Genomic DNA, 23,322 nt, shown 5'->3' with positions numbered 1-23,322 from the left:
GCAGATCGACGACGTCTTTGCCAAGGCGCGTGACCGCCAGGGACTGCAGTTCGGTGGCGTTGCGGATCTCGGGTACGTCGGCGATGAGCGCGTTGGCCGCATCGATGCGGACCTTCGGCTTCGAGGTCCGTGCCGGGGCTCCGCGCCGGAGCCACGCGAGCTCCTTGCGCGCGAGATTCTGTCGACGTGCCTCGATCGCGGCGGCCTGGCGATCGCGTTCTACGCGCTGCAGGATGTAGGCCGCATACCCTCCCTCGAACGGTTCGACGATCCGGTCGTGCACCTCCCACGTGAGAGTGCACACCTCGTCGAGGAACCACCGGTCGTGTGTCACAACGAGCAGTGCCCCGGCGTTCGCTGCCCACCGTTTCTTGAGATGTGCGGCGAGCCAGGCGATCCCCTCGACGTCGAGGTGGTTGGTCGGTTCGTCCAGGATCAGGATGTCCCAGTCGCCGATGAGCACGGCGGCCAGGGCAACGCGACGGCGCTGACCACCCGACAGCGTCGAGAGGGGAGCATCCCAGTCCAGATCCGTGACCAGCCCGGCAAGGACGTCACGGATGCGGGCGTCGCCTGCCCACTCGTGCTCGTCGAGGTCGCCGACGATCGCTCGTCCCACCGTCTGGTCGTCGTCGAGGGTGTCCTGTTGGTCGACGACACCGATGCGGGTCCCGCCGCGGACGGTGACCTTGCCGGCATCCGGTTGCAGGCGGCCTGCGATCATGGCGAGCAGGCTCGACTTGCCGTCGCCGTTGCGGCCGACGATCCCGATCCGGTCGCCCTCCGCGATGCCGAGCGTGACGGAGTCGAAGACCACTTTCGTGGGGAACTCGAGGTGCAGCGCCTCAGCGCCGAGAAGATGTGCCATCCCCTCCAGGCTAGGCGCCGAGTGAGCTTTGGCTGTGCGTCAGTACCAGAAGCTCAGGCGCGGAGCCTCGATGGTCTGGAAGACGCGGGCGATCCGGGTCGGATCGTCGGTCACGATGCGACCGGCTCTCGCCAGCGTCACGGCTGACACGCCACCGAGGAACAGCGACGACAGCTCACGCACGCCGAGCCGTACCGACGGAAGCTCGGCCGGAGAAGCATCGACAGCCTCAACTGACGCGCGACCCTCGGCATCCGTCGTCAGCACGAACGTGCCCCCGGCGATCCCCAGTGGATCGTCCACCTCGAGAGCGATCGTGTCGGCGGCGCCGAAGCGGCGACTCGCGAGCGCCGCCGGCACGTCGAGGATGCGCACGTATTGGTGGTCGGTGACGGTAATCTTCGCTGCCCGCTGGTCTGCGATCATCCACCACAGCGGCTCGTCGAGGCCAAGTTCTGACGCACGCAGAAGCGCGATGAGATCCATCTCGAGCAGGAAGCGCCAGAGGCCCGCGTAGGCCTCGTCGGTCGCGGCGAGCAGCCACGACAGCTCGAGCGTGGATTCGCTGAAGTCATCGTGATTCTCGACCACCCGGTAGACCGCCAGGCCGTCGACCTCACCCGCAGGCGAGCGGTACTGGATAGCGCGCAGGCGCTCCGCCTTCTCGGCATCGGGGCTCGTGCCGAAGAACCGATTGAGGTGTCCGCCCGGCAGCGAGATCTCACCGGGCGATAAGACGCGCACCCGCTCGTGGAGGGCTTCCGCTACCTCCCGCGCCTGTTCGCGAGAGACGAAGTCCACGCGCCCCGGCTCCTCGGGCCCGATCCACCCGGCCCGGCGCACTCGGATCTCCCAGTTCGCCACCGCGGCTGCCGCACCGAACCCGAACCTGCCGTAGATCGTCGACTCGCTGACGGTCAGTACGGCAACGGGCAGGCCGAGCGAAGCGGCGGTGCGCAACTCTCCAGCCATGAGCGAACGAAGGATGCCACGCCGCCGGTGCGTCGGAGCGACGGTCACGGAGCTGATGGCGGTGGCGGCGACGGTGCCGCCGGGGACGGTGAGTTCGGTCGGCCACGATGCGAATGTCGCGACGGGAATCTCGGGTTGCGGGGAGCTGGCGTCGTAGACACCAAGCTTGCGGCGGTGAGCCGTGTGTTCGACGAAGGCCTCGCGGCGCACCTCGCCCGGCTCCTCCTCGAGGAATCCGCGCGCAACCGCAGACAACCACGGATCGTTCTGCACTCGGGAGGCGCTGTCGACAACGGCCACCGTCAGGCCGTACTGCGCGAGAGACTCCGATAGTGCCTTATCGAGGGGCGCGTTGTGGAAGGACTGCACATGCTCACTCGTCATACCTCCACGCTACGCGGAGCGGAGGACACCGCTCGGCGCTGAAGCGCGGGGGAATCAGTGGAAGGCGTACTCGAGGATCGCGACGAAGACACCGAGGAACGCAGTGCCGATCGCGCCGAGGATCCGGATGCTCCAGTGGGCGCCGGTGCGCGAGAAGGCGATGTAACCCAGAAACGCCAGCACCGCCATGGTGGCCCACACGGCGTAGTCGGCAGCGTCGACGGCGGGCTGGCCCTGCGCGCCGGCAATGAGCATGGCGATCGCCGGCAGGACAGCCGCCCAGAGCATGCCAGCCGAGTGCGAGAGCGCGTACCGGATCGCTACGCGCAGGCGGTGCTTGCCGTGGTCGGCGAGAGTGTGGGCGAACACGTGCGCAATGAAGAAGATGACGAGCGTGCTCGAGGCCGTAAGGACCACGGTCGGTACGTCATCCTCGTGGTCTGCGCTGATCATCAGCAGCGCTGAGAACACGATCAGGCCGTAGATCGCTGCGGGGGAGCGGAACCGCGCGTCGAACCACGCGTGCCACCGGGGGTGTTCGTCGATCGGCTCAGGTGCTCGTTCGGTGTCTGTCATGTGTCGAATCCCAGGGAGAGTTTGCGCAGCAGGGCTGCGAGGCGGTCGCGGTCGGCGCGGGAGAGGCTGTCGAGGAGCACTGCTTCGGCATCCACGAGGCGCGTGATCGCGGCATCCACCCGTGTCCGTCCCTCCTCGGTGAGTGTCACCAGGATGCCGCGCCCGTCGCCCGGGTCGGACTCGCGGCGCACGAGCCGCCGGCCCACGAGCCTGTCGATGCGGTTGGTCATCGTGCCCGAGGACACGAGTGTCTGCTGCAGCAACTGCTTCGGGCTCAGCTGGAACGGCTCGCCCGCCCGTCGCAGTGCCGACAAGACATCCCACTCCCAGGGCTCGAGCTCCGAGCGGCGGAAGGCTTCGCGCCGAGCCCGGTCCAGGTGGCGCGAAAGGCGGTCGACTCGCGAGAGCACTTCGAGGGGCGAGAAGTCCAAGTCGGGTCGTTGGGCGCTCCAGGCACCGACGATACGGTCGACTTCGTCGGATTCAGCGGGCACTGAGCCATTATCTCGACTGCCGCGGCCATTCTCCCGGGCGACGCGTCCTCTGGCAGACTGGAACGCGGCCGCGTTACGCGCCGGTCCGCCGTGGTGTAATGGCAGCACGACAGCCTTTGGAGCTGTGAAGTCTAGGTTCGAGTCCTGGCGGCGGAGCATGGCTGAGAACCCAACCCCCGTCGCCGTCATCATTCTGGCGGCAGGCCAGGGGACCCGGATGAAGTCCGCCACGCCTAAGGTCCTGCACCAGATCGGTGGTCTTCCGCTGATCGGCCATGTGCTGCGTACTGCCTCGGCACTGGCCCCGACGCGCGCTGTCGTCGTGGTCCGTCACGAGCGGGATCTTGTCGCGGATGCCGTCACTGGCCTGCTCCCGGGAGTCGACGTGGTCGACCAGGACGAGATTCCCGGCACCGGCCGTGCCGTGGAGCTGGCCCTCGCGGCACTCGACGGCTTCGACGGGGACGTGCTGGTGCTCAGCGGCGACGTGCCCCTCGTTGAGGTCAGCGTCGTCGAGGGGTTGCTCGCCCGCCATCGTGCCGCGGCGGCATGTGCAACGCTCCTGTGCGCGACGCTCGATGACGCCACGGGCTACGGTCGCGTCATCCGCGGCGCCGACGGTGCTGTCGAACGCATCGTCGAGCAGAAGGATGCGTCACCCGACGAACTCTCGGTGCGCGAGATCAACACCGGCATTTATGTGTTCCGCGCCGCGCAGTTGCGGGCGAGCCTTGCCTCGGTCGGTACGGCCAACGCCCAGGGCGAGAAGTACCTCACTGATGTCATCGGGATCCTCCGCGGAGCCGGTGAGATCGTTGCGGCATCCGAGGCCCCTGCGGCACAGGATGCGCTCGGCGTGAACGACCGAGTACAGCTGTCGGAGGCTGCGCGCACACTCAACGCACGAACCGTGCGTCGCTGGCAGCTTGAAGGCGCGACGATCCTCGACCCAGCGACGACCTGGATCGATGTGACGGCCACCCTTGCCCCTGACGTCACGGTGCTGCCGAACACGTACGTCCTGCGCGCCACGACCGTCGAGCGCGGGGCGACGATCGGCCCTGACACCTCACTCGTTGACTGCGAGGTGGGAGAGAACGCGACGGTCACCCGCACCGACGCGACGCTTGCTGTTATCGGACGAGGCGCAACGGTGGGTCCGTTCGCGTATCTTCGCCCCGGCGCGACCCTGGACGCGCAGAGCAAGGTCGGCACGTTCGTCGAGATCAAGAACTCCACGATCGGTGAGCGCAGCAAGGTTCCGCACCTGTCCTACATCGGCGACACCACGATCGGGCGCGGCGTCAACCTGGGCGCCGGAGCAATCACCGCCAACTACGACGATCTCGCCAAACATCGCACCGAGATCGGCGACGAGGTCCACTCCGGGTCGCACAACGTCTTTGTCGCGCCCGTTAGGATCGGAGACGGTGCGAAGACCGGCGCCGGTGCCGTCATCCGCAAGGATGTCCCTCCCGGTGCGCTGGCTCTGAGCGTTGCCCCCCAGCGCAACATCGAGGGGTGGGTCGAGAACAACAGACCGGGAACAGCCGCCGCCGAGGTCGCCGCGCGGGCCCGGTCCGCACAGGAAGCGGACGATGGCGAGCAAGAACAAGACGGTTGATCTCGACAGGGATAGCGGTATCGCTCCCGGACTGGTCGCCAAGACCAAGAAGCGCCTGGTTGTTGCATCCGGCCGCTCGCACCCGAGCCTTGCCGATGACGTCGCTACAGCGCTCGGCACGAATCTCGTTCCGACCGAGTACCGAACGTTTGCTTCCGGCGAGATCCTGACCCGCTTCGAGGTCTCGATCCGAGGCTGCGACCTGTTCCTCATTCAGTCCTTCGGTCCGCCCGTGAACGAATGGATGATGGAGCTGCTGATCATGCTGGATGCCGCCAAGCGGGCATCCGCGAAGCGGATCACCGTTGTCGCGCCCTACTTCCCGTACTCCCGGCAGGACAAGAAAGGGCGCGGGCGTGAGCCGATCAGTGCTCGCCTCGTTGCCGACCTGGTCAAGACAGCGGGCGCCGACCGCGTCATGAGCGTCGATCTGCACGCCGCGCAGATCCAGGGATTCTTCGACGGTCCTGTTGACCACCTCTTCGCCAAGCCGGTGCTCTTGGAGTACTTCGAAGAGAACCTCTCGCCCGAGGACCGCGCCAAGCTGACGGTGGTCTCGCCGGATACCGGCCGCGTCCGCGTCGCCGACACGTGGTCGGACAGCCTCGGTGCGCCGCTCGCGATCATCCACAAGCGGCGCGACCCGAATGTGGCGAACCAGGTCACGGTCAGCGAGATCGTCGGTCAGGTCGACGGCCGCGTCTGCCTCCTCGTCGACGACATGATCGACACCGGCGGCACGATCGTCAAGGCGGCGCAGGCTCTGAAGAAGAACGGCGCCGAGCGCGTCATCGTCGCGGCCACCCACGCCGTGTTCAGTGATCCGGCCAGCGAGCGGCTTCAGGATGCGTCGATCGACGAGGTCGTCGTGACCGATACGATTCCGATTCCCGACCGCAAGCGCTGGGACTCCCTCACCGTGCTTCCGATCGCACCGCTGCTGGCGCGCGCGATCCGCGAAGTGTTCGAGGATGGCTCGGTCACCAGCATGTTCGACGGCGCGGCCTGAGCAGACATCCTTACGCTTTCGTCGCCGCCTCAAAGCCTATGCATAGGCATGAAAGCGAACATGGCAGAGACGATCCCCAGGAAGGACTGCTCATGATTCGCACCCCCTCCCGCCCCGTTCGCGTCGGTGTCGCCCTCGTCGGTGTCGCCGGGGCTCTGAGCCTTGCCGGCTGCGGCGCAGCCAGCACGGCAGCCGACACCGGCTCCACGCAAACGGATGCCGGAACAGCCGATGCGGGCTCGGGATCGAGCTCGCCCGGCGGCTACGCCGACGGGACGTACACGGCGGAGGGGTCTTACGCGACGCCTGAGTCGGTGGAAACGGTCACGGTGACGCTGACGATCGCCGACGACATCGTGACGGATGTCGAAGTCACGGGTGACCCGCAGGCGCGCGAGTCCGAGCAGTACCAGTCCCAGTTCATCGGCGGGATCAGCGACGAGGTCGTGGGCAAGAGCCTTGACGACGTCTCGGTCAGCCGCGTGTCGGGATCCTCGCTGACCAGCGGCGGGTTCATGCAGGCGGTCGAACTCATCAAATCCGAGGCTGCCGCCTGACCTTGTCGACGTGATGAGCGACGAGGCCCGCGTCACGGGAGAGTCAGCACGGGGTTGGCGGTTCGAGGCGATCGGCACGCAGTGGACGATTGACACCGGCAAGCCCCTCACCGAGACAGAACGCGCCGCCGTGCTCAGACTGATCGACGATTTCGATCGGGAGTGGTCTCGGTTCCGCGGGGACTCAACCGTCAGGGCTCTGGCTTCGGGCGGCTCCCGCCCGCTTCCCACTGACGCGGAAGCGATGTTCGCGGTGTACGCGGACCTCGGCGCGGCAACGGATGGGGCGGTGAACCCGCTCGTGGGGGTATCGCTCGAAGCCCTCGGGTACGACACGTCGTACTCGCTGCGCCCGGGGGACCCCATCAGCGCCCCGCGCGACTGGCGTCGAGTCCTCTCAACCGGAGCGGGCGCTCTGACGGTCTCGCAACCGGCTCTCATCGATGTCGGCGCGATCGGAAAGGGTCGCCTCGTCGATCTCGTCCTTGAGTATCTCGAGGATGCCTGGCCGGGCTCCCTCACTGTCGATGCAGGCGGCGACATCCGCTGCTCGGGGGTGCGTGAACGGATCGGACTCGAGCATCCGTATGACCCGACGCGGATCATCGGCGTCGTCGACCTCGCGGATGCTGCGCTCTGCGCTTCGGCGACCAACCGGCGTGCGTGGGGCGACGGTCTGCACCACGTCCTCGACGCTCGCACCGGCATGCCTGTTCGAGCCGTCGCAGCGACCTGGGCGGTTGCCCCGATGGCAATGATGGCTGACGCAGCGGCTACCGCGCTGTTCTTCGATGGCGGCGCGCAACTCGCGCGCCGGTGGGGCGTCGAGTGGGTGCGGATGACGACGGCTGGACGTGTCGAATGGTCTCCCGGGTTCGGGACGGAGCGGTGTAGGGCAGAGTTGTTCACATGATCGGATGGTTGACCGCAGGGTGGAATCGTGTGTTCGCGGTGCTCGGCAGGGTCTCGATGTATCGCATGGTCTTCCTGGCACTCCTTGCCCTGACCGTCGTCGCGTTCGGAGTCTCGTTCTTCGGTCTGGTCGCTCCCAGCCCGCTGGAGTTGCTCGCCACCCTTGCGGTGCTAGCCGTCGCGTGCGGTGTCGTTGATATCGTCGCGCACCGGATCATCGGGCAATCGCTCCGGCTCGAGTCCTCGGTGATCACGGCCTTCATCTTGCTGTTCGTCCTGCGACCCACACTGGATCCGGTCGCGTTGGCGGGCGTCGCGCTGGCAGGTGCCGTGGCAGGCGCATCCAAGTACCTGTTGGCCTGGCGCGGCCGCCACATCTTCAACCCGGCAGCGGTCGGCGCTGCGGTCCTCACGATCGTGAGCATCTGGATTCCGGCGCTCGGTGCGTCGGCGTGGTGGGTAGGAACGCCGGTGCTTGCGGCCCCCGTCGTCGTTCTTGGTCTGGCGGTGCTGTGGCGCACCGAGAAGATCCGCGTGGTCCTCGTGTTCCTGCTGATCGCCGTCGCAGTCGGCTTCGTGCGCACGACGATCCAGTACCAGACGGCGGGTCTCGCGGTCGATCCGCTGACGATCTTCTGGTCGCTGTTGTGGTCCTCGCCGTTCCTGTTCCTCGGTGTGTTCATGCTGTCCGAGCCGCTCACCCTCCCGCCCCGGCGCTGGCAGCAGTTCCTCGTCGCGGGTGTCGTCGGCGTTCTTGCCGGTTGGCCGATCTCGCTCGGTGAGATCACCCTCGGCCAAGAGCGCGCCCTGTTGGTGGGTAACCTCGTTGCCTTCGCGTTCTCGGTGCGTGCTGCTGTCCGGCTGACTCTTGAGTCGCGCGAGATGATTACACCGACGGTGCGCATGCTGACGTTCACTGCCAAACGTCGCATCACCTTCCTTCCCGGGCAGTACCTCGAGCTCGACGTGCCGCACCGCAGGCCTGACGCGCGCGGTACGCGCCGCGAGTTCAGCATCGCCTCCGCCCCGGAGGATCTTCCCGCGATCCGTATCGCCTTCCGGGAGTACCCGGAGGGCTCCGGCGGCCCTGCGCCCAGCTCCTACAAGCGCGCGCTCGCGGAGGTCGACGCCGGCGCATCCCTGGCTGTTACCGGAATCTGGGGCGACTTCGTGATGCCGAACCGGGCTGAGGCCCCCCTCCTCATGGTCGCCGCGGGAATCGGCGTCACGCCGTTCGTGTCGCAGCTGCGCCATCTTCACGCGAGCGGGCAGAGCCGTGACATCGTTCTGGTATACGTCGCCTCCGAGGCTGCCGAGCTCGCCTTCCGTGACGACATCGCGGCATCCGGGGTGCCCGTGGTCATCTTCACGCGTGATGACCCGGGCCCGCTGCCCGCGAACTGGCAGTGGGCGCGCGGAGTGCGCCTGGATGCCGCGGGACTCCTGGATGTCGTGCCCGACCTGCATGCCCGGCATGCTGCGATTTCGGGTCCACCCCGACTGATTGCTGACCTCGCACCGGCTCTCGAGCGGGCGAAGTCGGTCACCACCGACGCTTTCAGCGGCTACTGAACCGCACCCGTCGCAGGGTCACTCCGGTCGGCGTGTGTCGGAAGCGGAAGTCGCACCGTGAAGGTGGTGTCTCCGGGCCTGCTCTCCACCGTGATCTCGCCGTGATGCGCATGCACGATCGCACGCGCAATCGAGAGACCGAGCCCGGTTCCACCGGTTTGCCGGGCGCGTGATCTGTCGGCGCGCGAGAACCTCTCGAACAGTTCGTCGGCGATGGCGGGCTCGATCCCCGGCCCGTTGTCGTGGACACGGATCACCGCGGCATCCGTCTTTGTGCCGCCCTCGGTGGGCGAGTTCTCGCGGCCGACTGAGAGGGTGACCTCGGTTCCCGCGGGCGTATGGGTCCGCGCGTTTGCGAGCATGTTCACGACCACCTGCTGCAGCCGGGCGGAGTCGCCGGGCACTGTCACCGGCTCCTCGTCGACCTCGAGCAGCCAGACGTGTTCGGGACCTGCGACTTGCGCATCGCCGAGCGCTTCAACGGCCAGCTGCGTGAGATCCACGACCCCGTAGACGAGCTCTTGGCCCTCGTCGAGTCGTGCGAGAAGCAGGAGGTCCTCCACGAGCCGGGTCATCCGCAGCGACTGCGCCTGAATCCTCGACAGGGCCGACTCGGTGGTCTCGCTCAGCTCGGGGTCGCGAAGCGACAGTTCCGAGTAGCCGCGGATCGAGGCGAGAGGTGTGCGCAGCTCATGGCTCGCGTCGGCGACGAACCGTCGCATCCGCTCTTCGTTGCGCTGGCGGGCTTCCAGCGATGCGTCGACGTGATCCAGGAGCGTGTTCAGCGCGTGACCGACTCGACCGATCTCGGTCCGTTCATCGGTTTCGGATGCCGGGACGCGATCAGCAATCGAGACCTCGCCCTCGGCCATGGGGACACTCGCGACGCGCTCGGCGGTGTCGGCTACCACGCGAAGTGGCCGCAGACTCCGCCGCACGATGACCGTGACAGCGAGCCCCAGAAGCACAAGACCCCCCGCTGTCAGCAGGGCGACGGTCGTTGCGATCTGCGCGAGCGTCGCCGTCACCTGGCTGACCGGAAGCCCTGAGGCGATCGCGAAGCTACCGCCACCGAGCGCGACCATTCGGTAGGTGCCGACGCCGTCGATGGTGATCTCGCGGACGGGGCCACCCTCGCCCGGTTGGATCAGCTGCTGCACGATCTGGTCGACCTGAGAGTCCTCGAGCGTGGTCACGGTTCCGGCCGCATCGATATACCCGCCCGTGACGGATCCGAAGGCTGACTCGATGACCATCAGAAAGCCCGGCTCGAACGGCCCGGACGCTAGGAGCGCGGCGGCATCCTCGGTGCCCGCGGCAACCTGGGGCGCATCGTGGACGGTTCTCAGCGCCTTCGCGGTGGCCTCGGTGACCTCGTTGTCGAGGTTCGACTGCAGAATCGAGCCGAGGATCGCTCCCGTGGCGATGCTGACCGTCGCGAAGATCAGCGCCACGACCGCGACGATCGTGACGACCAGGCGCCCCTCCAGGCCCCACGGTCGCCACCCGCCCCGGTGAGAATCACTCACTGTGTTGGCGCCTTGATCATGTAGCCGACGCCACGCACGGTATGGATGAGCGGCTCCTTGCCCTGATCGATCTTCTTGCGCAGGTAGGAGATGTAGAGCTCCACGACGCTGGACCTGCCGCCGAAGTCGTAGTTCCAGACGCGGTCCAGGATCTGCGCCTTCGACACGACGCGGCGCTGGTTGCGCATCAGGTAACGCAGAAGTTCGAACTCCGTTGCCGTCAGCTCGATCTCGTCGCCGCCGCGCTCGACTTCGTGGCTGTCTTCGTTCAGAGACAGATCGGCAACGCGCAGGATCGGCTCGTCCTCGCTCTGCGTCGCCGTTCCGGCGCGGCGCATGAGACCGCGAAGTCGTGCGACGACCTCCTCGAGACTGAACGGCTTCGTCACGTAGTCGTCGCCGCCTGCGGTGAGTCCCGCGACCCGGTCGGCGACGGCATCCTTCGCTGTCAGGAACAGCACCGGCACGTCGTTCCCGGACTGTCGCAGCCGATGCAGCACTGCCATTCCGTCGAGGTCAGGCATCATGATGTCGAGCACCATCGCGTCGGGTTCGAAGTCTCGGACGGCCTGCAGAGCTTCGAATCCGGATGCCGCGGTGCGAACATCCCAGCCCTCCATGCGCAGAGCCATCGAGAGCAGGTCGGTGAGCATCTGCTCGTCATCGACGACGAGGATGCGGACAGCCGCGCCGTCGGGTCGGCGCAGGGCGGGGGCCGGAGATGTCATGGACTCATTGTGATGCTCCAGCTATGGGTTTCCTATGGAGGAAGTTATGCGCCGTCTGTGAAAATCGCGCTCCCTGCTCCTTCTCGTGAGGAGCGTGATCCATAGGTTCGCCATAGCGATCCCTTTTAGGGCTCATCAGCGCCGTCCCTACCGTCGTGCCGATGGCTGCAATCAGGAGCTGAAGGAGACCCATGTATTGGACCTATTTGCGACGCGAACTCGCGGGACGCAAGAAGCAGACGATCATCGTGGCGGTGGGCCTCGCCGTCGCGATCGCTCTCGTCATCGTCGTCAACTCCCTCTCTGCGGGAGTGCGCGACGCGCAAGCGCAAGCGCTCGAGTCCGTGTACGGCGTCGGCACCGACCTGACGGTCACGGGGGCCGCCGCAGAGCCGGGCGAGGGCGGTGGCCAGCGCTTCGAGTTCGACAGCGAGGCCGGCGAAACCACCGACGGCACGACCTCGGTGTCGCAGTCGCGGCTGACCGCAGACTTCATGCGGGGCACACTGGATGCCTCGACAATCGAGAGCGTCGCATCCCTCCACGGGGTTGCTGCAGCATCTGGCGCGCTATCGCTCACGAACATCACGTTCAGCGGTGAGATGCCCGACAGGTCACAGATGCAGCAGGGGGGCCAGGGCGAAGCAGGCGGCGAGCCGCCGTCGGGCGGTCCCGACGGCGCCGGGGGCAGCGCCTTCGATCTCAACTCGTTCACCGTCCTCGGGATCGACCCCGAGGACACCGCGGTCGGACCGCTGTCGGCGGTCGAGGTATCTGAGGGTCGTGCGCTCGACGCTTCAGACGCGGGAGCCTTGGTGGCGGTCGTCGACGCGACCTACGCGACCACGAACGAGATCGCGGTTGGCGACACCATCAATGTGGGCGGCTCTGACGTCGAGGTCGTCGGGATCATCACCTCGACATCCAGCGATGCCGACACTGCGGCCAACGTGTACATCCCGCTCGACGTCGCACAGTCATTGGCTGGTCTCGAGGACGTCGTATCGACGGTCTACGTCCAGGCGACCTCGGCCGACCAGATCGAGGCGGTCCAGGCAGAAATCGAGGGCAGCGTCGCGGACGTCACCGTCAGCTCCCAGTCCGATCTAGCATCGACCGTCTCGTCGTCCCTGTCGAGCGCCTCGTCGCTGATCACCAACCTCGGAACGTGGCTGTCGATCCTCGTGCTCGCCGTTGCGCTGGCGCTGGCGGTGCTCTTCACGATCTCGGGCGTGACACGGCGCACGCGGGAGTTCGGCACTCTCAAGGCAATCGGATGGTCCAACGGCCGCGTCGTCGGCCAGGTAGCCGGTGAATCGGTGATCCAGGGCTTGATCGGTGGCGCGATCGGCTTGGCTGTCGGACTTGCGGGGATCGGGATCATCAACCTGATCTCGCCGACGATCTCCTCGACGTCCTCGACCACCGGTCAGGGCGGATCCGGCCAAGGAGGCGGTCCGATGGGCGGAGGCTTCGGAGGGATGGCGCAGCAAACGGCGACGGATGTCGTTCTTCACGCGCCCGTCACCCTCTGGGTGGTCGCTGCGGCGGTCGGCATCGCCATCGCCGGAGGCCTGATCGCCGGCGCCTTCGGTGGCTGGCGTGCAGCCCGGCTGAGTCCCGCCGAAGCGCTGCGGTCAGTGGGCTAGGCGCATGAACGCCAAGCACATGAACACCGTCACGAACGAAACCGTCACGACCGAACAGGAGAACCCCATGAGCATGGCACACCCCGCCACGGCATCAGTCGAAGGAGCCACACCCTCGCCGATCTATGCCTTGCAGGCGGTCATCCGTGAGTACCAGCAGAAGAACCGCAAGATCCGTGCCCTCGCGGGCGTCGATCTTGAGATCCGCGAGGGCGAGTTCGTCACCATCCAGGGCCCGACGGGCGGGGGAAAGTCCACCCTCCTGCAGATGCTGGGTGCACTCGACCGTCCGAGCTCGGGTGTCGTCAAGCTCGGGGATGTCGATCTGGCGAAAGCCTCGAATGCGAAGCTCGGACGAGTCCGGGCCACCGAAGTGGGCTTCGTGTTCCAGGGATTCAACCTGATCCCCACCCTCACCGCGCACGAGAACGTGGACATGGGGCTGGAGCCGCTGGGTCTGACCGGCGCCGATCGCCGCAGTCGGGTCACCGAGGCTCTTGCCCAGGTGGGTCTGGCCGAACGCGCCGACCATCTGCCGGGGGAACTCTCGGGTGGGCAGCAGCAGCGCGTCGCGATCGCCCGCGCGATCGCCAAGCGCCCGCGGGTGCTCTTGGCGGACGAGCCGACGGGAAACCTCGATGAGCACATGCGCGACGAGATCCTGGAGCTGCTCGAGGGGCTCAATCGGGACGGACTGACCCTCATCGTGGTGACCCACGACTCGGCAGTCGCCCGTCGCGCTCATCGGCGCCTGCGCCTCGAGAAGGGGAGCGTCCGCGAGATCTGACGGTTCTGCGTGAACGAAGGGCCGTGACCGAGGCTGAGCCGGTCACGGCCCTTCGGCGTCGGGTGAGGTCAGTGGGTGTCGACGGCTTCGATCTCGCTGCGGTCGCCCGACCACAGCGTGTGGAACGTGCCCGCGCGGTCGATGCGCTTGTACGTGTGCGCACCGAAGAAATCACGCTGACCCTGGATGAGGGCAGCCGGCAGTCGCCCGGCCCGCAGCCCGTCGTAATAGGCGAGCGAAGACGAGAACACCGGCGCGGGGATGCCCGCCGCTGCCGACAGTGCGACGATGTTCCGCCACGCGTTCTGAGCGCCGGTGAGGGCATCCACGAAGAACGGGGCGGTCATCAAGACCGGCAGATCCGGGGCCTCGGCGTACGCCTCGGTGATGCGGTTCAGGAACCGCGCCCGGATGATGCAGCCGCCCCGCCAGATCGCAGCCACCCGGCCGAGGTCGATGTTCCAGCCGTAGTGCGCAGCGCCAGCGCGGATGATGTCGAAACCCTGCGAGTACGCCACGATCTTGGATGCGTAGAGGGCGCGACGGACCTGCTCGATGAACTCCTCGGGCTCGTCCATGAGCGCGACCCCGTCGCTTGTGTCGGGTCCGGGCAGAACGCCGGCGGTGGCCCGCTGCTCGGGGTGCGACGAGAGAGAGCGGGCGAAAACGGCCTCGGCGATGCCGGATGCCGGAACGCCGAGATCGATGGCGGTCTGGGCCGTCCACCCTCCCGTGCCCTTCGCCCCGGCCTGGTCGAGGACGATGTCGACGAGCGGCAGGTTGGTCTCGCTGTCGACCTGGCGCAGCACCTCTGCGGTGATCTCGATCAGGTACGACTCGAGTTCGCCGCGGTTCCACTCGGCGAACACGTCGGCGATCTGTGCGGGGGAGTACCCGGTCGCGTGACGGATGATGTCGTAGGCCTCGGCGATCACCTGCATGTCGGCGTACTCGATGCCGTTGTGCACCATCTTGACGAAGTGGCCGGCGCCGTCGTGGCCGATGTGGGTGACGCACGGCTCGCCCTCGGCGACCGCGGCGATGCTCTTCAGGATGGGGCCGAGTGTGATCCACGACTCATCTGATCCACCGGGCATCAGCGAGGGTCCGAGGAGGGCCCCTTCCTCGCCACCGGATACGCCCATGCCGACGAAGTTGATTCCGGTCTCACGCACAGCCTTCTCGCGACGGATGGTGTCGGTGAACAGGGCGTTCCCGCCGTCGACGATGATGTCGCCGGGCTCGAAGACGCGCAGAAGCTCGTCGATGACGGCATCCGTGCCGGCACCGGCCTTGACCATGATGATCGCGGTGCGGGGTGCGGTGAGCGAGGCAGCGAACTGCTCGTACGAGAAGGTGGCGACGAAGCCCGCTTCGGGATGCTCCGCGACGAGGTGCTCGGTCTTCTCAGCGCTGCGGTTGTAGATCGCGACGGTGTTGCCCTCGCGGCTGGCGAGGTTTCGGGCGAGGTTGGACCCCATGACCGCGAGCCCCACGACTCCGATGTTCGCTGTCGCGGTGCTCGTCGCTGCCTGATCCGTCACGTTCACTCCCTGGGCGTCTGCGGGTGGTTGCCGCAGTCAGCCTAAGGGAACGTCGCGGCTTACTCCTTGCGGTATGCCGAGCGGCCCATCGACCAGAAGGCCGCAACGACACCGACGAGGGTGCCGAGGGTGAGGATGCCGATCACGGCGACGAGAATGTTCGAGGTGACCTGGGCGTCCATCATTCGTCCTTGCTCTCGGGAAAGCGGGCCCGTCGCGGCCCGTCACCATCGTACCGGGGCCGCTGGTAGACTTGCGGACTGTACTTCGGCGAGGGATGCTCGCTGGCGCCCAGCGCGCCGCAGTAAGCATCCGTTATCGACGAGGGTGTGCGGCCTCACGGGTTCCTCACGCGCTCGCGTTCGAGTCGAGTCCCGCTACGTCCGGGCTGAGAACACATCCCGGTGTCCGCCCAAGGAGAGAGCACATGTCCGAACAGACCATCGTCCACGCCGAGATTCGTGAGAACTTCGGTAAGGGTTTCGCCCGCCGCCTGCGTGCTGCAGGCAAGATTCCTGCCGTGCTGTACGGCCACGGCACTGACCCCGTCCACGTGGCGCTGCCCGGTCACCAGATGCTGCTGCTCGTGCGCCACGCAAACGCGCTGATCGAGCTCGACATCGCTGGCAAGCCGCAGCTCGCGCTGGTCAAGGACGTGCAGAGGGACCCGGTGCACCAGATCATCGAGCACATCGACCTCGTCGTCATCAACAAGGGTGAGAAGGTCCAGGTCGACGTTCCGGTCCTCGTCGTCGGCGAGTCCTTCTCGGGCACGATCGTCAACCAGGACGCCACGAGCATTTCCCTCGCCGTCGCGGCCACCGACATCCCGCAGCACGTCGAGGTCGACGTCGAGGGCCTCGAAGAGGGTGCCCGTATCACCGCTGGCGAACTGGCCCTTCCGCAGGGTGCGGTGCTGGTCACCGACCCCGAGGTGCTTGTCGTTGCCATCTCGGTTCCTGCCGCTGCAGCTGCTGATGAGTCTGCCGCGGACGGCGAGGCTGGCGCTGACGCCGGCGACGCTGCCGAGGACGCTGCGACCGACTCGGAGTAATCCGGCGGGCTGAACGAGCCGGAGGGGCGCTGCCGTGAGCGACGCATGGCTCATCGTGGGCCTGGGCAACCCCGGTCCACAGTACGAGCGCACCCGGCACAACATCGGGCAGCTCGTCGTCGATGAACTCGCTCGTCGGCGTGGACAGGGTTTTCGCTCCCACAAGGCAAACGCTCGCGTCGCCGAAGCGTGGCTGCGTCCGGGCGGACCGAAGCTCGTGCTCGCCAAACTGAACACCTTTATGAACGTCTCGGGGGGACCCGTCGCGGGACTCGTGCAGTTCTACGGGATCCCCCCCGAGCGTGTGGTCGTCGTGCACGACGAGCTCGACATCCCCTTCGACGCCGTGCGGCTCAAGATCGGCGGCGGGCACGGCGGTCACAACGGGGTGCGGGATGTCGCGAAGGCCCTGGGTACCCCGGACTTCCCGCGGGTGCGCGTGGGGATCGGTCGACCGCCCGGCCGACAGGATCCGGCGGACTGGGTGTTGCAGCAGTTCCCTGCTTCTGCCCGGGAGGAACTTGCTCTCGCTGTCTCGGATGCAGCCGATGCTGTCGAGCGACTCGTTGATGAGGGTCTGCTCGCGGCTCAACAGGTGCACCACGCGCCTCGCCCCTGATCCGGGAAGGCTGGCGGGCGGCCTAGAATCATCCGGTGGCTTTTCCCGGGATCTCGCGCGCCCTCGACCGCTCCGAGCATTTCCGGGATGTGGTTGCGGCGGCTGCCGTGGATGCCGACGTCTCGGTGGTCGACGGCCTCGATGCCCCGCTGCTGAGCGCTCTCGTTCGTCGCCGCCGGGACACAGGTAAGCCGCCTGTGTTGCTGGCGATCGCTCCGACCGGCCGCCGCGTTGAGTCTCTGATCCCGGCGCTGCGAGCACTTCTTCCCGACGCGGCGGTGCTGCCCTTCCCTGCGTGGGAGACTCTGCCTCACGAGCGGCTCAGCCCTAGTCCTGAGACGGTTGGACGGCGGCTGGAGACACTCGCGCGCGTCGCAGCCTCTTCTGGTGCAGAGCCGGTCGTTGTCGTGGCATCAGTCCGCGCGGCGCTGCAGCCGCTCGCGGCGGGGCTTGCCGAGGTCGAACCGGTGCGGCTGCGTGCCGGTGAACGCGGGCACGATCTTGCGGTGATCGTCGAGCGCCTGGTTGAACTCGCCTACCACCGCGTCGACATGGTTTCGCGCCGCGGCGAGTTCGCGGTGCGCGGCGGGATCCTGGATGTGTTCCCCACCGTGGCCGACCATCCGTATCGTGTCGAGTTCTTCGGCGACGAGGTCGACCAGATCCGCACGTTCTCGGTTGCTGATCAGCGTTCTCTGCCCGGCGCGGTCGAAGCCGTCGACCTCCTTCCTGGTCGCGAGCTCTTGCTCACCGCCGACGTTCGCGCTCGTGCACGCCAGCTGGCCGGCGAGTTCGCGGGCCTGCACGGGATGCTCGAGAAGATGGCTGAGGGGATTCCTGCCGAGGGCATGGAATCGTTGACGCCGGCGCTCGTGCCGCAGATGGCGACCCTCGTCGACTATTTGCCCGAAGGATCCGCCGTTGCCCTCGTGGATCCCGAGCGGTCCCGTACGCGGGCACGGACCCTCGCTGAGACCAACCATGAGTTCCTGGAAGCCGCGTGGAGCGCAGCGACGGCGGGTGCGAGCACGCCGGTCGATCTCGGAGGGGGCGACTTTCTGACGATTGCCCAGTTGCGGGAGACGGTTCACGATCGCTCCGGCGTGTGGTGGACGCTGAGTCCCTTCGATTCGGGAGCTGCCGATGCGGCAGCCGAGGGGCTGCTTGCAGATGACCTCGACGACGTGCTCGGTGATGCACCGGTGCGGATTCCCGCCCGATCGGTGCCGTCCTTCCACGGCAACGTCGACGGGGCCACCGCCTATGTCGGCGAACGCGTTGCCGCGGGCTGGAGCGTTGTCGTCACGGCATCCGGCACGGGACTGGTCGAACGCGCCCGCGACGTGCTCGCCGACCGTGAGATCGCCGCGGTCATCGTGGATGATGCGGATGCCGCGCCCGAGCCTGGCCGCGTCTTGCTCGCGGTGGCCCAGCTCGAGCGCGGTTTCGAACTCGAGGACGCACGCCTTGCGGTGCTGACGGAGTCCGAGTTCTACGGGCGCACGATCGGTGGCGACAGTCGGGTCGTCAAGAAGCTCGCGTCCAAGCGCCGGAATGTCGTCGATCCTCTCCAGCTGACGCCCGGTGATCACGTCGTGCACGCCACGCACGGGATCGGGCGGTTCGTCGAACTTGCGAAGCGCGAGGTGTCGTCGGGCGGTCGGAACCCGGTCAAGAGCGTGCGCGAATACGTCGTGCTCGAGTACGCACCGTCCAAGCGCGGGTACCCCGGCGACAAGCTCATGGTGCCGACCGATCAGCTCGACCTTCTGTCGCGCTACGTCGGCGGTGAGGCGCCGGCCCTCTCGAAGATGGGCGGCAGCGACTGGGCGCAGGCAAAGGGGCGGGCACGCAAGGCGGTACGCGACATCGCCGTCGAGCTGGTCAAGCTGTATTCCGCGCGGATGGCCGCCAAGGGACACGCCTTCGGCCCTGATACCCCGTGGCAGCGTGAGCTGGAAGAAGCATTCCCGTTCGCCGAGACGATGGATCAGCTACAGACGATCGACGAGATCAAGGCCGACATGGAGCGGCCCATCCCCATGGACCGACTGCTGTCGGGAGACGTCGGCTTCGGCAAGACCGAGGTCGCTGTACGCGCCGCGTTCAAGGCGATCCAGGACGGCAAGCAGGTCGCGATGCTCGTGCCGACGACCCTGTTGGTCAAGCAGCATCTCGAGACCTTCACGGAGCGCTTCGCCGGTTTCCCCGTGAAGGTCAAGGCGCTCTCGCGATTCCAGACCGACAAGGAGGCGAGGGAGACTCTTGCGGGCCTCACCGACGGCACCGTCGACATGGTGATCGGCACGCACCGGATCTTGACCGAGAAGGTGATCTTCAAGGACCTCGGTCTCATGATCATCGATGAGGAGCAGCGCTTTGGCGTCGAGCATAAGGATGCTCTGAAGAAGCTCAAGACCAATGTCGACATCCTGGCGATGAGCGCTACCCCCATTCCTCGAACGCTCGAGATGGCGGTGACAGGCATCCGCGAGATGTCGACGCTGCAGACACCGCCCGAAGACAGGCATCCGATCCTCACCTATGTCGGCGCCCGCAATGACAAGCAGATCGCAGCTGCGATTCGTCGGGAGCTGCTGCGCGAGGGTCAGGTCTTCTACGTCCATAACCGCGTGAGTTCCATCCAGCGCGTAGCGAGCGAGCTGGCAGAGCTCGTGCCCGAGGCTCGGGTCGTGGTTGCTCACGGCCAGATGGGCGAGCACCAGCTCGAGCAGGTCGTCGATGACTTCTGGGAACGTAAGGCCGATGTGCTCGTCTCGACAACGATCATCGAGACGGGCCTCGATATCGCCAACGCCAACACGATCATCATCGACCGGGCCGATAAGTACGGACTCTCGCAGCTGCATCAGCTTCGCGGCCGCGTGGGGCGTGGCCGCGAGCGCGCGTACGCGTACTTCCTCTATGACGACGCGAAGCCGCTCTCAGAGACCGCTGCCGACCGTCTCGAGACGATCGCGGTGAACAACGATCTCGGCAGCGGCATGCAGGTCGCCCTGAAGGACCTCGAACTGCGCGGTGCTGGAAACCTCCTCGGCGCCGAGCAGGCCGGGCATATCGCCGGGGTCGGGTTCGACCTGTATCTGCGGATGATCGGTGAGGCCGTCGCGACCTTCCGTGGCGAGGACGTCGAGGGTCCGGCCGAGTTGCGGCTCGAACTGCCCGTGCAGGCGCGGATTCCCGAGGACTACATCGACAGCGAGCGGCTCCGGCTCGAGGCTTACCAGAAGCTCTCGGCCGCGGCATCCGCGACCGCCAAGGATGACGCGATCGACGCCGTCGTCGAGGAGCTCACCGACCGCTACGGCGAGCCGCCCGTGGACGTCGCCGGGCTGCTGGCGATGGCGCGACTGCGTCGTCGTGCCGCGCGTGCCGGGTTGACGGATGTCGTCGCGATGGGCCCGAATCTGCGGATTGCCCCGGCACGGCTGGCGGATTCGATGCGCGTACGCCTGCAGCGGCTGTATCCCTCGGCCAAGCTCCTCGCCGGTGGTGAGGCTGTCGTCGTGCCGCTGCCGCGGGTGGGCGGCGAAGCGGTGGCGGATGCCGACCTCATCGCGTGGGTCGACACCCTCCTCGGGCAGCTCTGGCCCGAGCCCGTCGCCGCTGACATCGCCGCCCCGGCATCCCAGGACTGAGCGGCGGCAGCTCTCGTAGACCATGGAGTTGAGAGACTGGAGTTCGTGGCGGGGTTTCATCATGTCGAGCTGTGGGTCGCAGACCTGACGCAGGATCGCGCTGAGTGGGGCTGGCTTCTGGATGAGCTCGGCTTCACGCGACAGAGCGAGTGGCCAGGAGGCGAGTCCTGGGCCGCAGGAGGCGCATACCTGACTTTGACGACCTCGCCGAACGTCTCCGGGGGATCCCATGATCGAAGGGCTCCCGGCGTCAATCATCTTGCCTTCAAGGGCGGTGCACCCGGCCGCGTTGACGCGATCATGGCACACGCCGAGCAGCACGGGTGGCGTCCGCTCTACCACGACCGATACCCCCATGCGGGAGGGTCGGATCACTACGCCGGATGGCTCGAGAACTCTGCCGGATTCAAGGCCGAGATCGTTGCGGACAGGTCGTAATCGCAGACGCCTCCTGTGGGCCTCTGCTCGTAGCCCAGGACTAGGCGGGCGGGAGGATCTGGCCGATCGGCTCGCGCTTCTCGGCTTGGAACCGGTCTTCGGTACGGCCGCGCGCCCAGTAGCCCGACAGGGACACCTGTCCGCGCTCGAGGGTGTGCTCCTCGAAGAACACGCGCCGCAGTTCTTTCATCGCTTCGCGCTCGCCGTGAGCGAAGACGTGAACGCGTCCCTCACGCCAGTGGATCGTCCGGACGGCGTCGGCCAGAGCCGATACCGCGTGATCGGGGTTGGTGATCCAGACCAGCTCGACGCCCGCGGGGTGTTCGAGGTCGAGGATGTCCGCCTCGGTGTCGACTTCGATGATCGCCGCGCCCACCGCGTGCACGGGGAGGGCTTCGAGTGCGGCCGCGATGGCGGGAACTGCCGACATGTCACCCGCGAACAGGTGCCAGTCGGCGTCCGGATCGGGGGAGTAGCCACCGCCAGGCCCCATGAGACTGATCGTCGCGCCAGGCTTCACCGTCGCTGCCCAGGGACCCGCGAGTCCCTCGTCGCCGTGTATGACGAAGTCGACGTCGATCGCCTGCGCGGCATGGTCGACACGGCGCACCGTGTAGGTTCTCGTCACCGGGAGTGACTCGGGCTCGGGAGTCGTGAACTTCAGCTTCACGTACTTGTCGGTTTCGGGCCGGTTCTGGAACTGAGTGAAACCGGACCCGCCGAGGCGGACGCGTACCAGGTGCGGGTTCAGCCACGTCGTCTCGAGCACGGTGAACTCGATCGTCGGACGGGGCGCACGGGTTGTGGTTCGGGAGGAGAGTGCCATCCCCCCCACCGTAGCCGCGCGCAGAGCATTCCAGGGCTGCGCTCTGCTGAGTCGGTTTGTCGCGCGTCAGAATGTTTGGCAGGGGTAGTTAGTTGCTGATGCAACGCCCCAGCTGAGAGGTCTGAAGCATGAGTCGTCCCCCGACGATCCCGGTAGAGAAGAAGCTCCGCATCGTGTTGTCCGTGTTGCAAGGCGAGATCACGATCGCCGAAGCCGCCCGCCGCGAGAAGGTGTCCGAGCAAGCGATCGGGAACTGGAAGCGCCAGTTCCTCGAGGGCGGCAAGGCCGGCATCGAGGCGGGCAAGTCCAAACCCTCGACCCGGGAGCAGCAGCTCGAGGATGAGGTCGCGGAGTTGACGCAGGCCCTCGGTGAGGCGGCGGTCGAGATCCGGGTGTGGAAGAAGAGCGCGGAGGGCCGGCTGGGCCCTTCGAGGACCTCGAGGTGATCCGTTTGGAGGCGGGCATGCCGACGTCGAGGTTCTGCAAGCTGACGGGCGTGCCCGAGCGTTCGTATCGCCGCTGGCAGGCCAAAGCGAGAGCGGATCGCCCGCCGAAGGGTCCGTGGCCGCAGCCCGCGCGGGACGCGGCCAGGCCGCTCGCGACCAAGCACGCGCTGGCGCATCCGGCGTGGGGTCATCGGAAGATCTGGGCGATGACCCGCCACGACGGGCACCGGGTGTCGCAGGCGACCGTGCTGCGCCTGCTGCGCGATGACGGGCTGATCCTGCCGTCGGAGTATCAGAAGCAGCGCCGTGAGCTCGCGAGAGACCGTAAGGCGGCGTTCGCGAGGAACCCGACGGGCCCGAACCAGGTGTGGCAGCTGGACTTCAGCGAGTTCGAGACCACCCAGGGTGGGACGTGGCGGATCGCGGGGTGCCGGGATTGGTTCTCCAAGGTCGAGCACCCCTTCCATACCTCGCCCACGGCGAACCAGCATGACGCGATCGCCGCCGTCGAGCTCGCCCTGACCGACTACGAGCGCATGTTCGGGCACCCCCTCGTCGATCAGTGTCAGGTCGACCCGGAGACCGGCGAGCTGCTGCCGGTCGTGACCCTCGTGACTGACAATGGTGGCCCGTTCCGGTCGATGAACTTCGAGTTGTTCATCTTGCGTCACCCCGAGCTGCGGCACGTCCGCACTCGGGTGAAATCGCCCGGGCAGAACGGGTCACGCGAACGCGGGTTCGGGACGCTGAAGTACGAGCGGCTGTTCCTCGACGAGATCCCCGACGCGATGACGCTCGTCGAACGCGCTGAGGACTACCGGATCGAATACAACGAGATCCGTCCTCACGAGGCGATCGCCTGGAACCGGCCGATGGACGTGCACCTGGGCCTTGCCGACCCCACCATCCCCAACTTCGAAAGAGAAGAAATCCTGCCAAATACTTGACGCGGGACAGGTTTGAGGACGGTGGCGGCACCTGCCGGGCCGAGGTAGCTGCGCCAGGCTTCGGCCTCGACCTGCTCCTTCGCGATCGTGAAGTGTCCGGCGAGGGTGGCTTCGTAGAGGGTGACGGC

22 protein-coding genes and 1 tRNA gene are annotated in these 23,322 nt (G+C 66.9%); 14 read left to right on the top strand and 9 right to left on the bottom strand.

From position 1 onward, the window contains the following. From Q1V87_RS13450 to Q1V87_RS13435, 4 genes are all read right to left on the bottom strand, one after another. Positions 1 to 868 (bottom strand): ATP-binding cassette domain-containing protein (locus tag Q1V87_RS13450; protein WP_300593857.1); only part of this gene is annotated, 868 nt, incomplete at its 3' end. 39 nt (positions 869 to 907) lie between these two features. Beyond that, entirely contained in the window at positions 908 to 2,224 is a 1,317-nt protein-coding gene (locus tag Q1V87_RS13445; RefSeq protein ID WP_300593854.1) for a GNAT family N-acetyltransferase, read from the bottom strand. 54 nt (positions 2,225 to 2,278) lie between these two features. Beyond that, complete coding sequence (locus Q1V87_RS13440) at positions 2,279 to 2,800, bottom strand: hypothetical protein (RefSeq protein ID WP_300593851.1); 522 nt, start codon at positions 2,798 to 2,800, stop codon at positions 2,279 to 2,281. Continuing rightward, on the bottom strand, positions 2,797 to 3,294 hold the full coding sequence (locus Q1V87_RS13435; protein WP_300593848.1) for a MarR family transcriptional regulator: 498 nt from the start codon (positions 3,292 to 3,294) through the stop codon (positions 2,797 to 2,799). Before Q1V87_RS13435 ends, Q1V87_RS13440 begins: the two co-directional genes overlap by 4 nt. 84 nt (positions 3,295 to 3,378) lie before the next feature. Here Q1V87_RS13435 and Q1V87_RS13430 point away from each other — a divergent pair. The 6 genes from Q1V87_RS13430 to Q1V87_RS13405 all read left to right on the top strand — a co-directional run bounded on the left by Q1V87_RS13430 (position 3,379) and on the right by Q1V87_RS13405 (position 8,968). Continuing rightward, a tRNA-Gln gene (locus Q1V87_RS13430) sits at positions 3,379 to 3,450 on the top strand. A 1-nt stretch (position 3,451) separates the two neighbouring features. After that, positions 3,452 to 4,918: a bifunctional UDP-N-acetylglucosamine diphosphorylase/glucosamine-1-phosphate N-acetyltransferase GlmU gene (glmU, locus tag Q1V87_RS13425; protein WP_300593845.1), complete on the top strand. Its 1,467-nt coding sequence runs from the start codon at positions 3,452 to 3,454 to the stop codon at positions 4,916 to 4,918. After that, a complete protein-coding gene (locus tag Q1V87_RS13420; protein ID WP_300593842.1) occupies positions 4,893 to 5,927 on the top strand; it encodes a ribose-phosphate diphosphokinase in 1,035 nt (344 codons plus the stop codon). The genes glmU and Q1V87_RS13420 overlap by 26 nt, the downstream gene beginning before the upstream one ends. Positions 5,928 to 6,019: 92 nt before the next feature. After that, positions 6,020 to 6,484, top strand: a complete 465-nt coding sequence (locus tag Q1V87_RS13415) for an FMN-binding protein (RefSeq protein ID WP_300593839.1) — start codon at positions 6,020 to 6,022, stop codon at positions 6,482 to 6,484. A 13-nt stretch (positions 6,485 to 6,497) separates the two neighbouring features. Continuing rightward, positions 6,498 to 7,397 (top strand): FAD:protein FMN transferase, encoded by a 900-nt coding sequence (locus Q1V87_RS13410; RefSeq protein WP_300593863.1) that lies wholly within the window; start codon positions 6,498 to 6,500, stop codon positions 7,395 to 7,397. Beyond that, a complete protein-coding gene (locus Q1V87_RS13405; RefSeq protein WP_300593837.1) occupies positions 7,394 to 8,968 on the top strand; it encodes a flavodoxin reductase in 1,575 nt (524 codons plus the stop codon). Before Q1V87_RS13410 ends, Q1V87_RS13405 begins: the two co-directional genes overlap by 4 nt. Here the strand turns inward: Q1V87_RS13405 and Q1V87_RS13400 are convergent. Together Q1V87_RS13400 and Q1V87_RS13395 are read right to left on the bottom strand one after the other, a co-directional pair. Then, complete coding sequence (locus Q1V87_RS13400; RefSeq protein ID WP_300593834.1) at positions 8,962 to 10,497, bottom strand: ATP-binding protein; 1,536 nt, start codon at positions 10,495 to 10,497, stop codon at positions 8,962 to 8,964. The two genes, Q1V87_RS13405 and Q1V87_RS13400, sit on opposite strands and share 7 nt — an antisense overlap. Beyond that, positions 10,494 to 11,225: a response regulator transcription factor gene (locus Q1V87_RS13395; RefSeq protein ID WP_300593831.1), complete on the bottom strand. Its 732-nt coding sequence runs from the start codon at positions 11,223 to 11,225 to the stop codon at positions 10,494 to 10,496. The genes Q1V87_RS13400 and Q1V87_RS13395 overlap by 4 nt, the downstream gene beginning before the upstream one ends. A gap of 191 nt (positions 11,226 to 11,416) precedes the next feature. On the opposite strand from Q1V87_RS13395, the gene Q1V87_RS13390 reads away from it, so the two are divergent. After that, complete coding sequence (locus Q1V87_RS13390; RefSeq protein ID WP_300593828.1) at positions 11,417 to 12,874, top strand: ABC transporter permease; 1,458 nt, start codon at positions 11,417 to 11,419, stop codon at positions 12,872 to 12,874. A 73-nt stretch (positions 12,875 to 12,947) separates the two neighbouring features. Then, entirely contained in the window at positions 12,948 to 13,661 is a 714-nt protein-coding gene (locus tag Q1V87_RS13385) for an ABC transporter ATP-binding protein (protein WP_300593860.1), read from the top strand. Positions 13,662 to 13,729: 68 nt separating this feature from the next. Here the strand turns inward: Q1V87_RS13385 and gndA are convergent, their stop codons facing one another. Together gndA and Q1V87_RS13375 are read right to left on the bottom strand one after the other, a co-directional pair. Continuing rightward, the gene (gene gndA / locus Q1V87_RS13380) at positions 13,730 to 15,205 is read right to left on the bottom strand and encodes an NADP-dependent phosphogluconate dehydrogenase (RefSeq protein WP_300593825.1); all 1,476 of its coding nucleotides are present in this window, start codon (positions 15,203 to 15,205) and stop codon (positions 13,730 to 13,732) included. Between the two features lie 59 nt (positions 15,206 to 15,264). After that, complete coding sequence (locus Q1V87_RS13375) at positions 15,265 to 15,390, bottom strand: hypothetical protein (protein ID WP_292736217.1); 126 nt, start codon at positions 15,388 to 15,390, stop codon at positions 15,265 to 15,267. Positions 15,391 to 15,632: 242 nt separating this feature from the next. Here Q1V87_RS13375 and Q1V87_RS13370 point away from each other — a divergent pair, with 242 nt between their 5' ends. From Q1V87_RS13370 to Q1V87_RS13355, 4 genes are read left to right on the top strand one after another with little or no spacing between them, the layout of a single operon-like run. Beyond that, positions 15,633 to 16,259 carry a 50S ribosomal protein L25/general stress protein Ctc gene (locus Q1V87_RS13370; RefSeq protein ID WP_300593820.1) on the top strand — a complete coding sequence of 209 codons (627 nt, stop codon included), beginning with the start codon at positions 15,633 to 15,635 and terminating at the stop codon, positions 16,257 to 16,259. 34 nt (positions 16,260 to 16,293) lie between these two features. Beyond that, the gene (pth, locus tag Q1V87_RS13365; RefSeq protein ID WP_300593817.1) at positions 16,294 to 16,878 is read left to right on the top strand and encodes an aminoacyl-tRNA hydrolase; all 585 of its coding nucleotides are present in this window, start codon (positions 16,294 to 16,296) and stop codon (positions 16,876 to 16,878) included. Positions 16,879 to 16,913: 35 nt separating this feature from the next. Further along, positions 16,914 to 20,537 (top strand): transcription-repair coupling factor, encoded by a 3,624-nt coding sequence (mfd, locus tag Q1V87_RS13360; protein ID WP_300593814.1) that lies wholly within the window; start codon positions 16,914 to 16,916, stop codon positions 20,535 to 20,537. Between the two features lie 45 nt (positions 20,538 to 20,582). Then, entirely contained in the window at positions 20,583 to 20,975 is a 393-nt protein-coding gene (locus tag Q1V87_RS13355; protein WP_300593811.1) for a VOC family protein, read from the top strand. Positions 20,976 to 21,015: 40 nt separating this feature from the next. On the opposite strand, the gene Q1V87_RS13350 is transcribed toward Q1V87_RS13355, so the two are convergent. Continuing rightward, the gene (locus Q1V87_RS13350) at positions 21,016 to 21,801 is read right to left on the bottom strand and encodes a siderophore-interacting protein (protein ID WP_300593808.1); all 786 of its coding nucleotides are present in this window, start codon (positions 21,799 to 21,801) and stop codon (positions 21,016 to 21,018) included. Positions 21,802 to 21,929: 128 nt separating this feature from the next. Here Q1V87_RS13350 and Q1V87_RS13345 point away from each other — a divergent pair, with 128 nt between their 5' ends. After that, on the top strand, positions 21,930 to 22,247 hold the full coding sequence (locus Q1V87_RS13345) for a helix-turn-helix domain-containing protein (RefSeq protein WP_195692783.1): 318 nt from the start codon (positions 21,930 to 21,932) through the stop codon (positions 22,245 to 22,247). 50 nt (positions 22,248 to 22,297) lie between these two features. Continuing rightward, positions 22,298 to 23,194, top strand: coding sequence for an integrase core domain-containing protein (locus Q1V87_RS13340; protein ID WP_229382213.1), 897 nt, complete (start codon positions 22,298 to 22,300; stop codon positions 23,192 to 23,194). The last annotated feature ends 128 nt before the right edge of the window (positions 23,195 to 23,322 follow it).

Source organism: Microbacterium sp. (genome assembly GCF_030149085.1).
Lineage (GTDB): Bacteria > Actinomycetota > Actinomycetes > Actinomycetales > Microbacteriaceae > Microbacterium.
The sequence above is the reverse complement of the archived record's forward strand: the minus strand, read 5'-3'. Positions and strand labels throughout refer to the sequence as shown.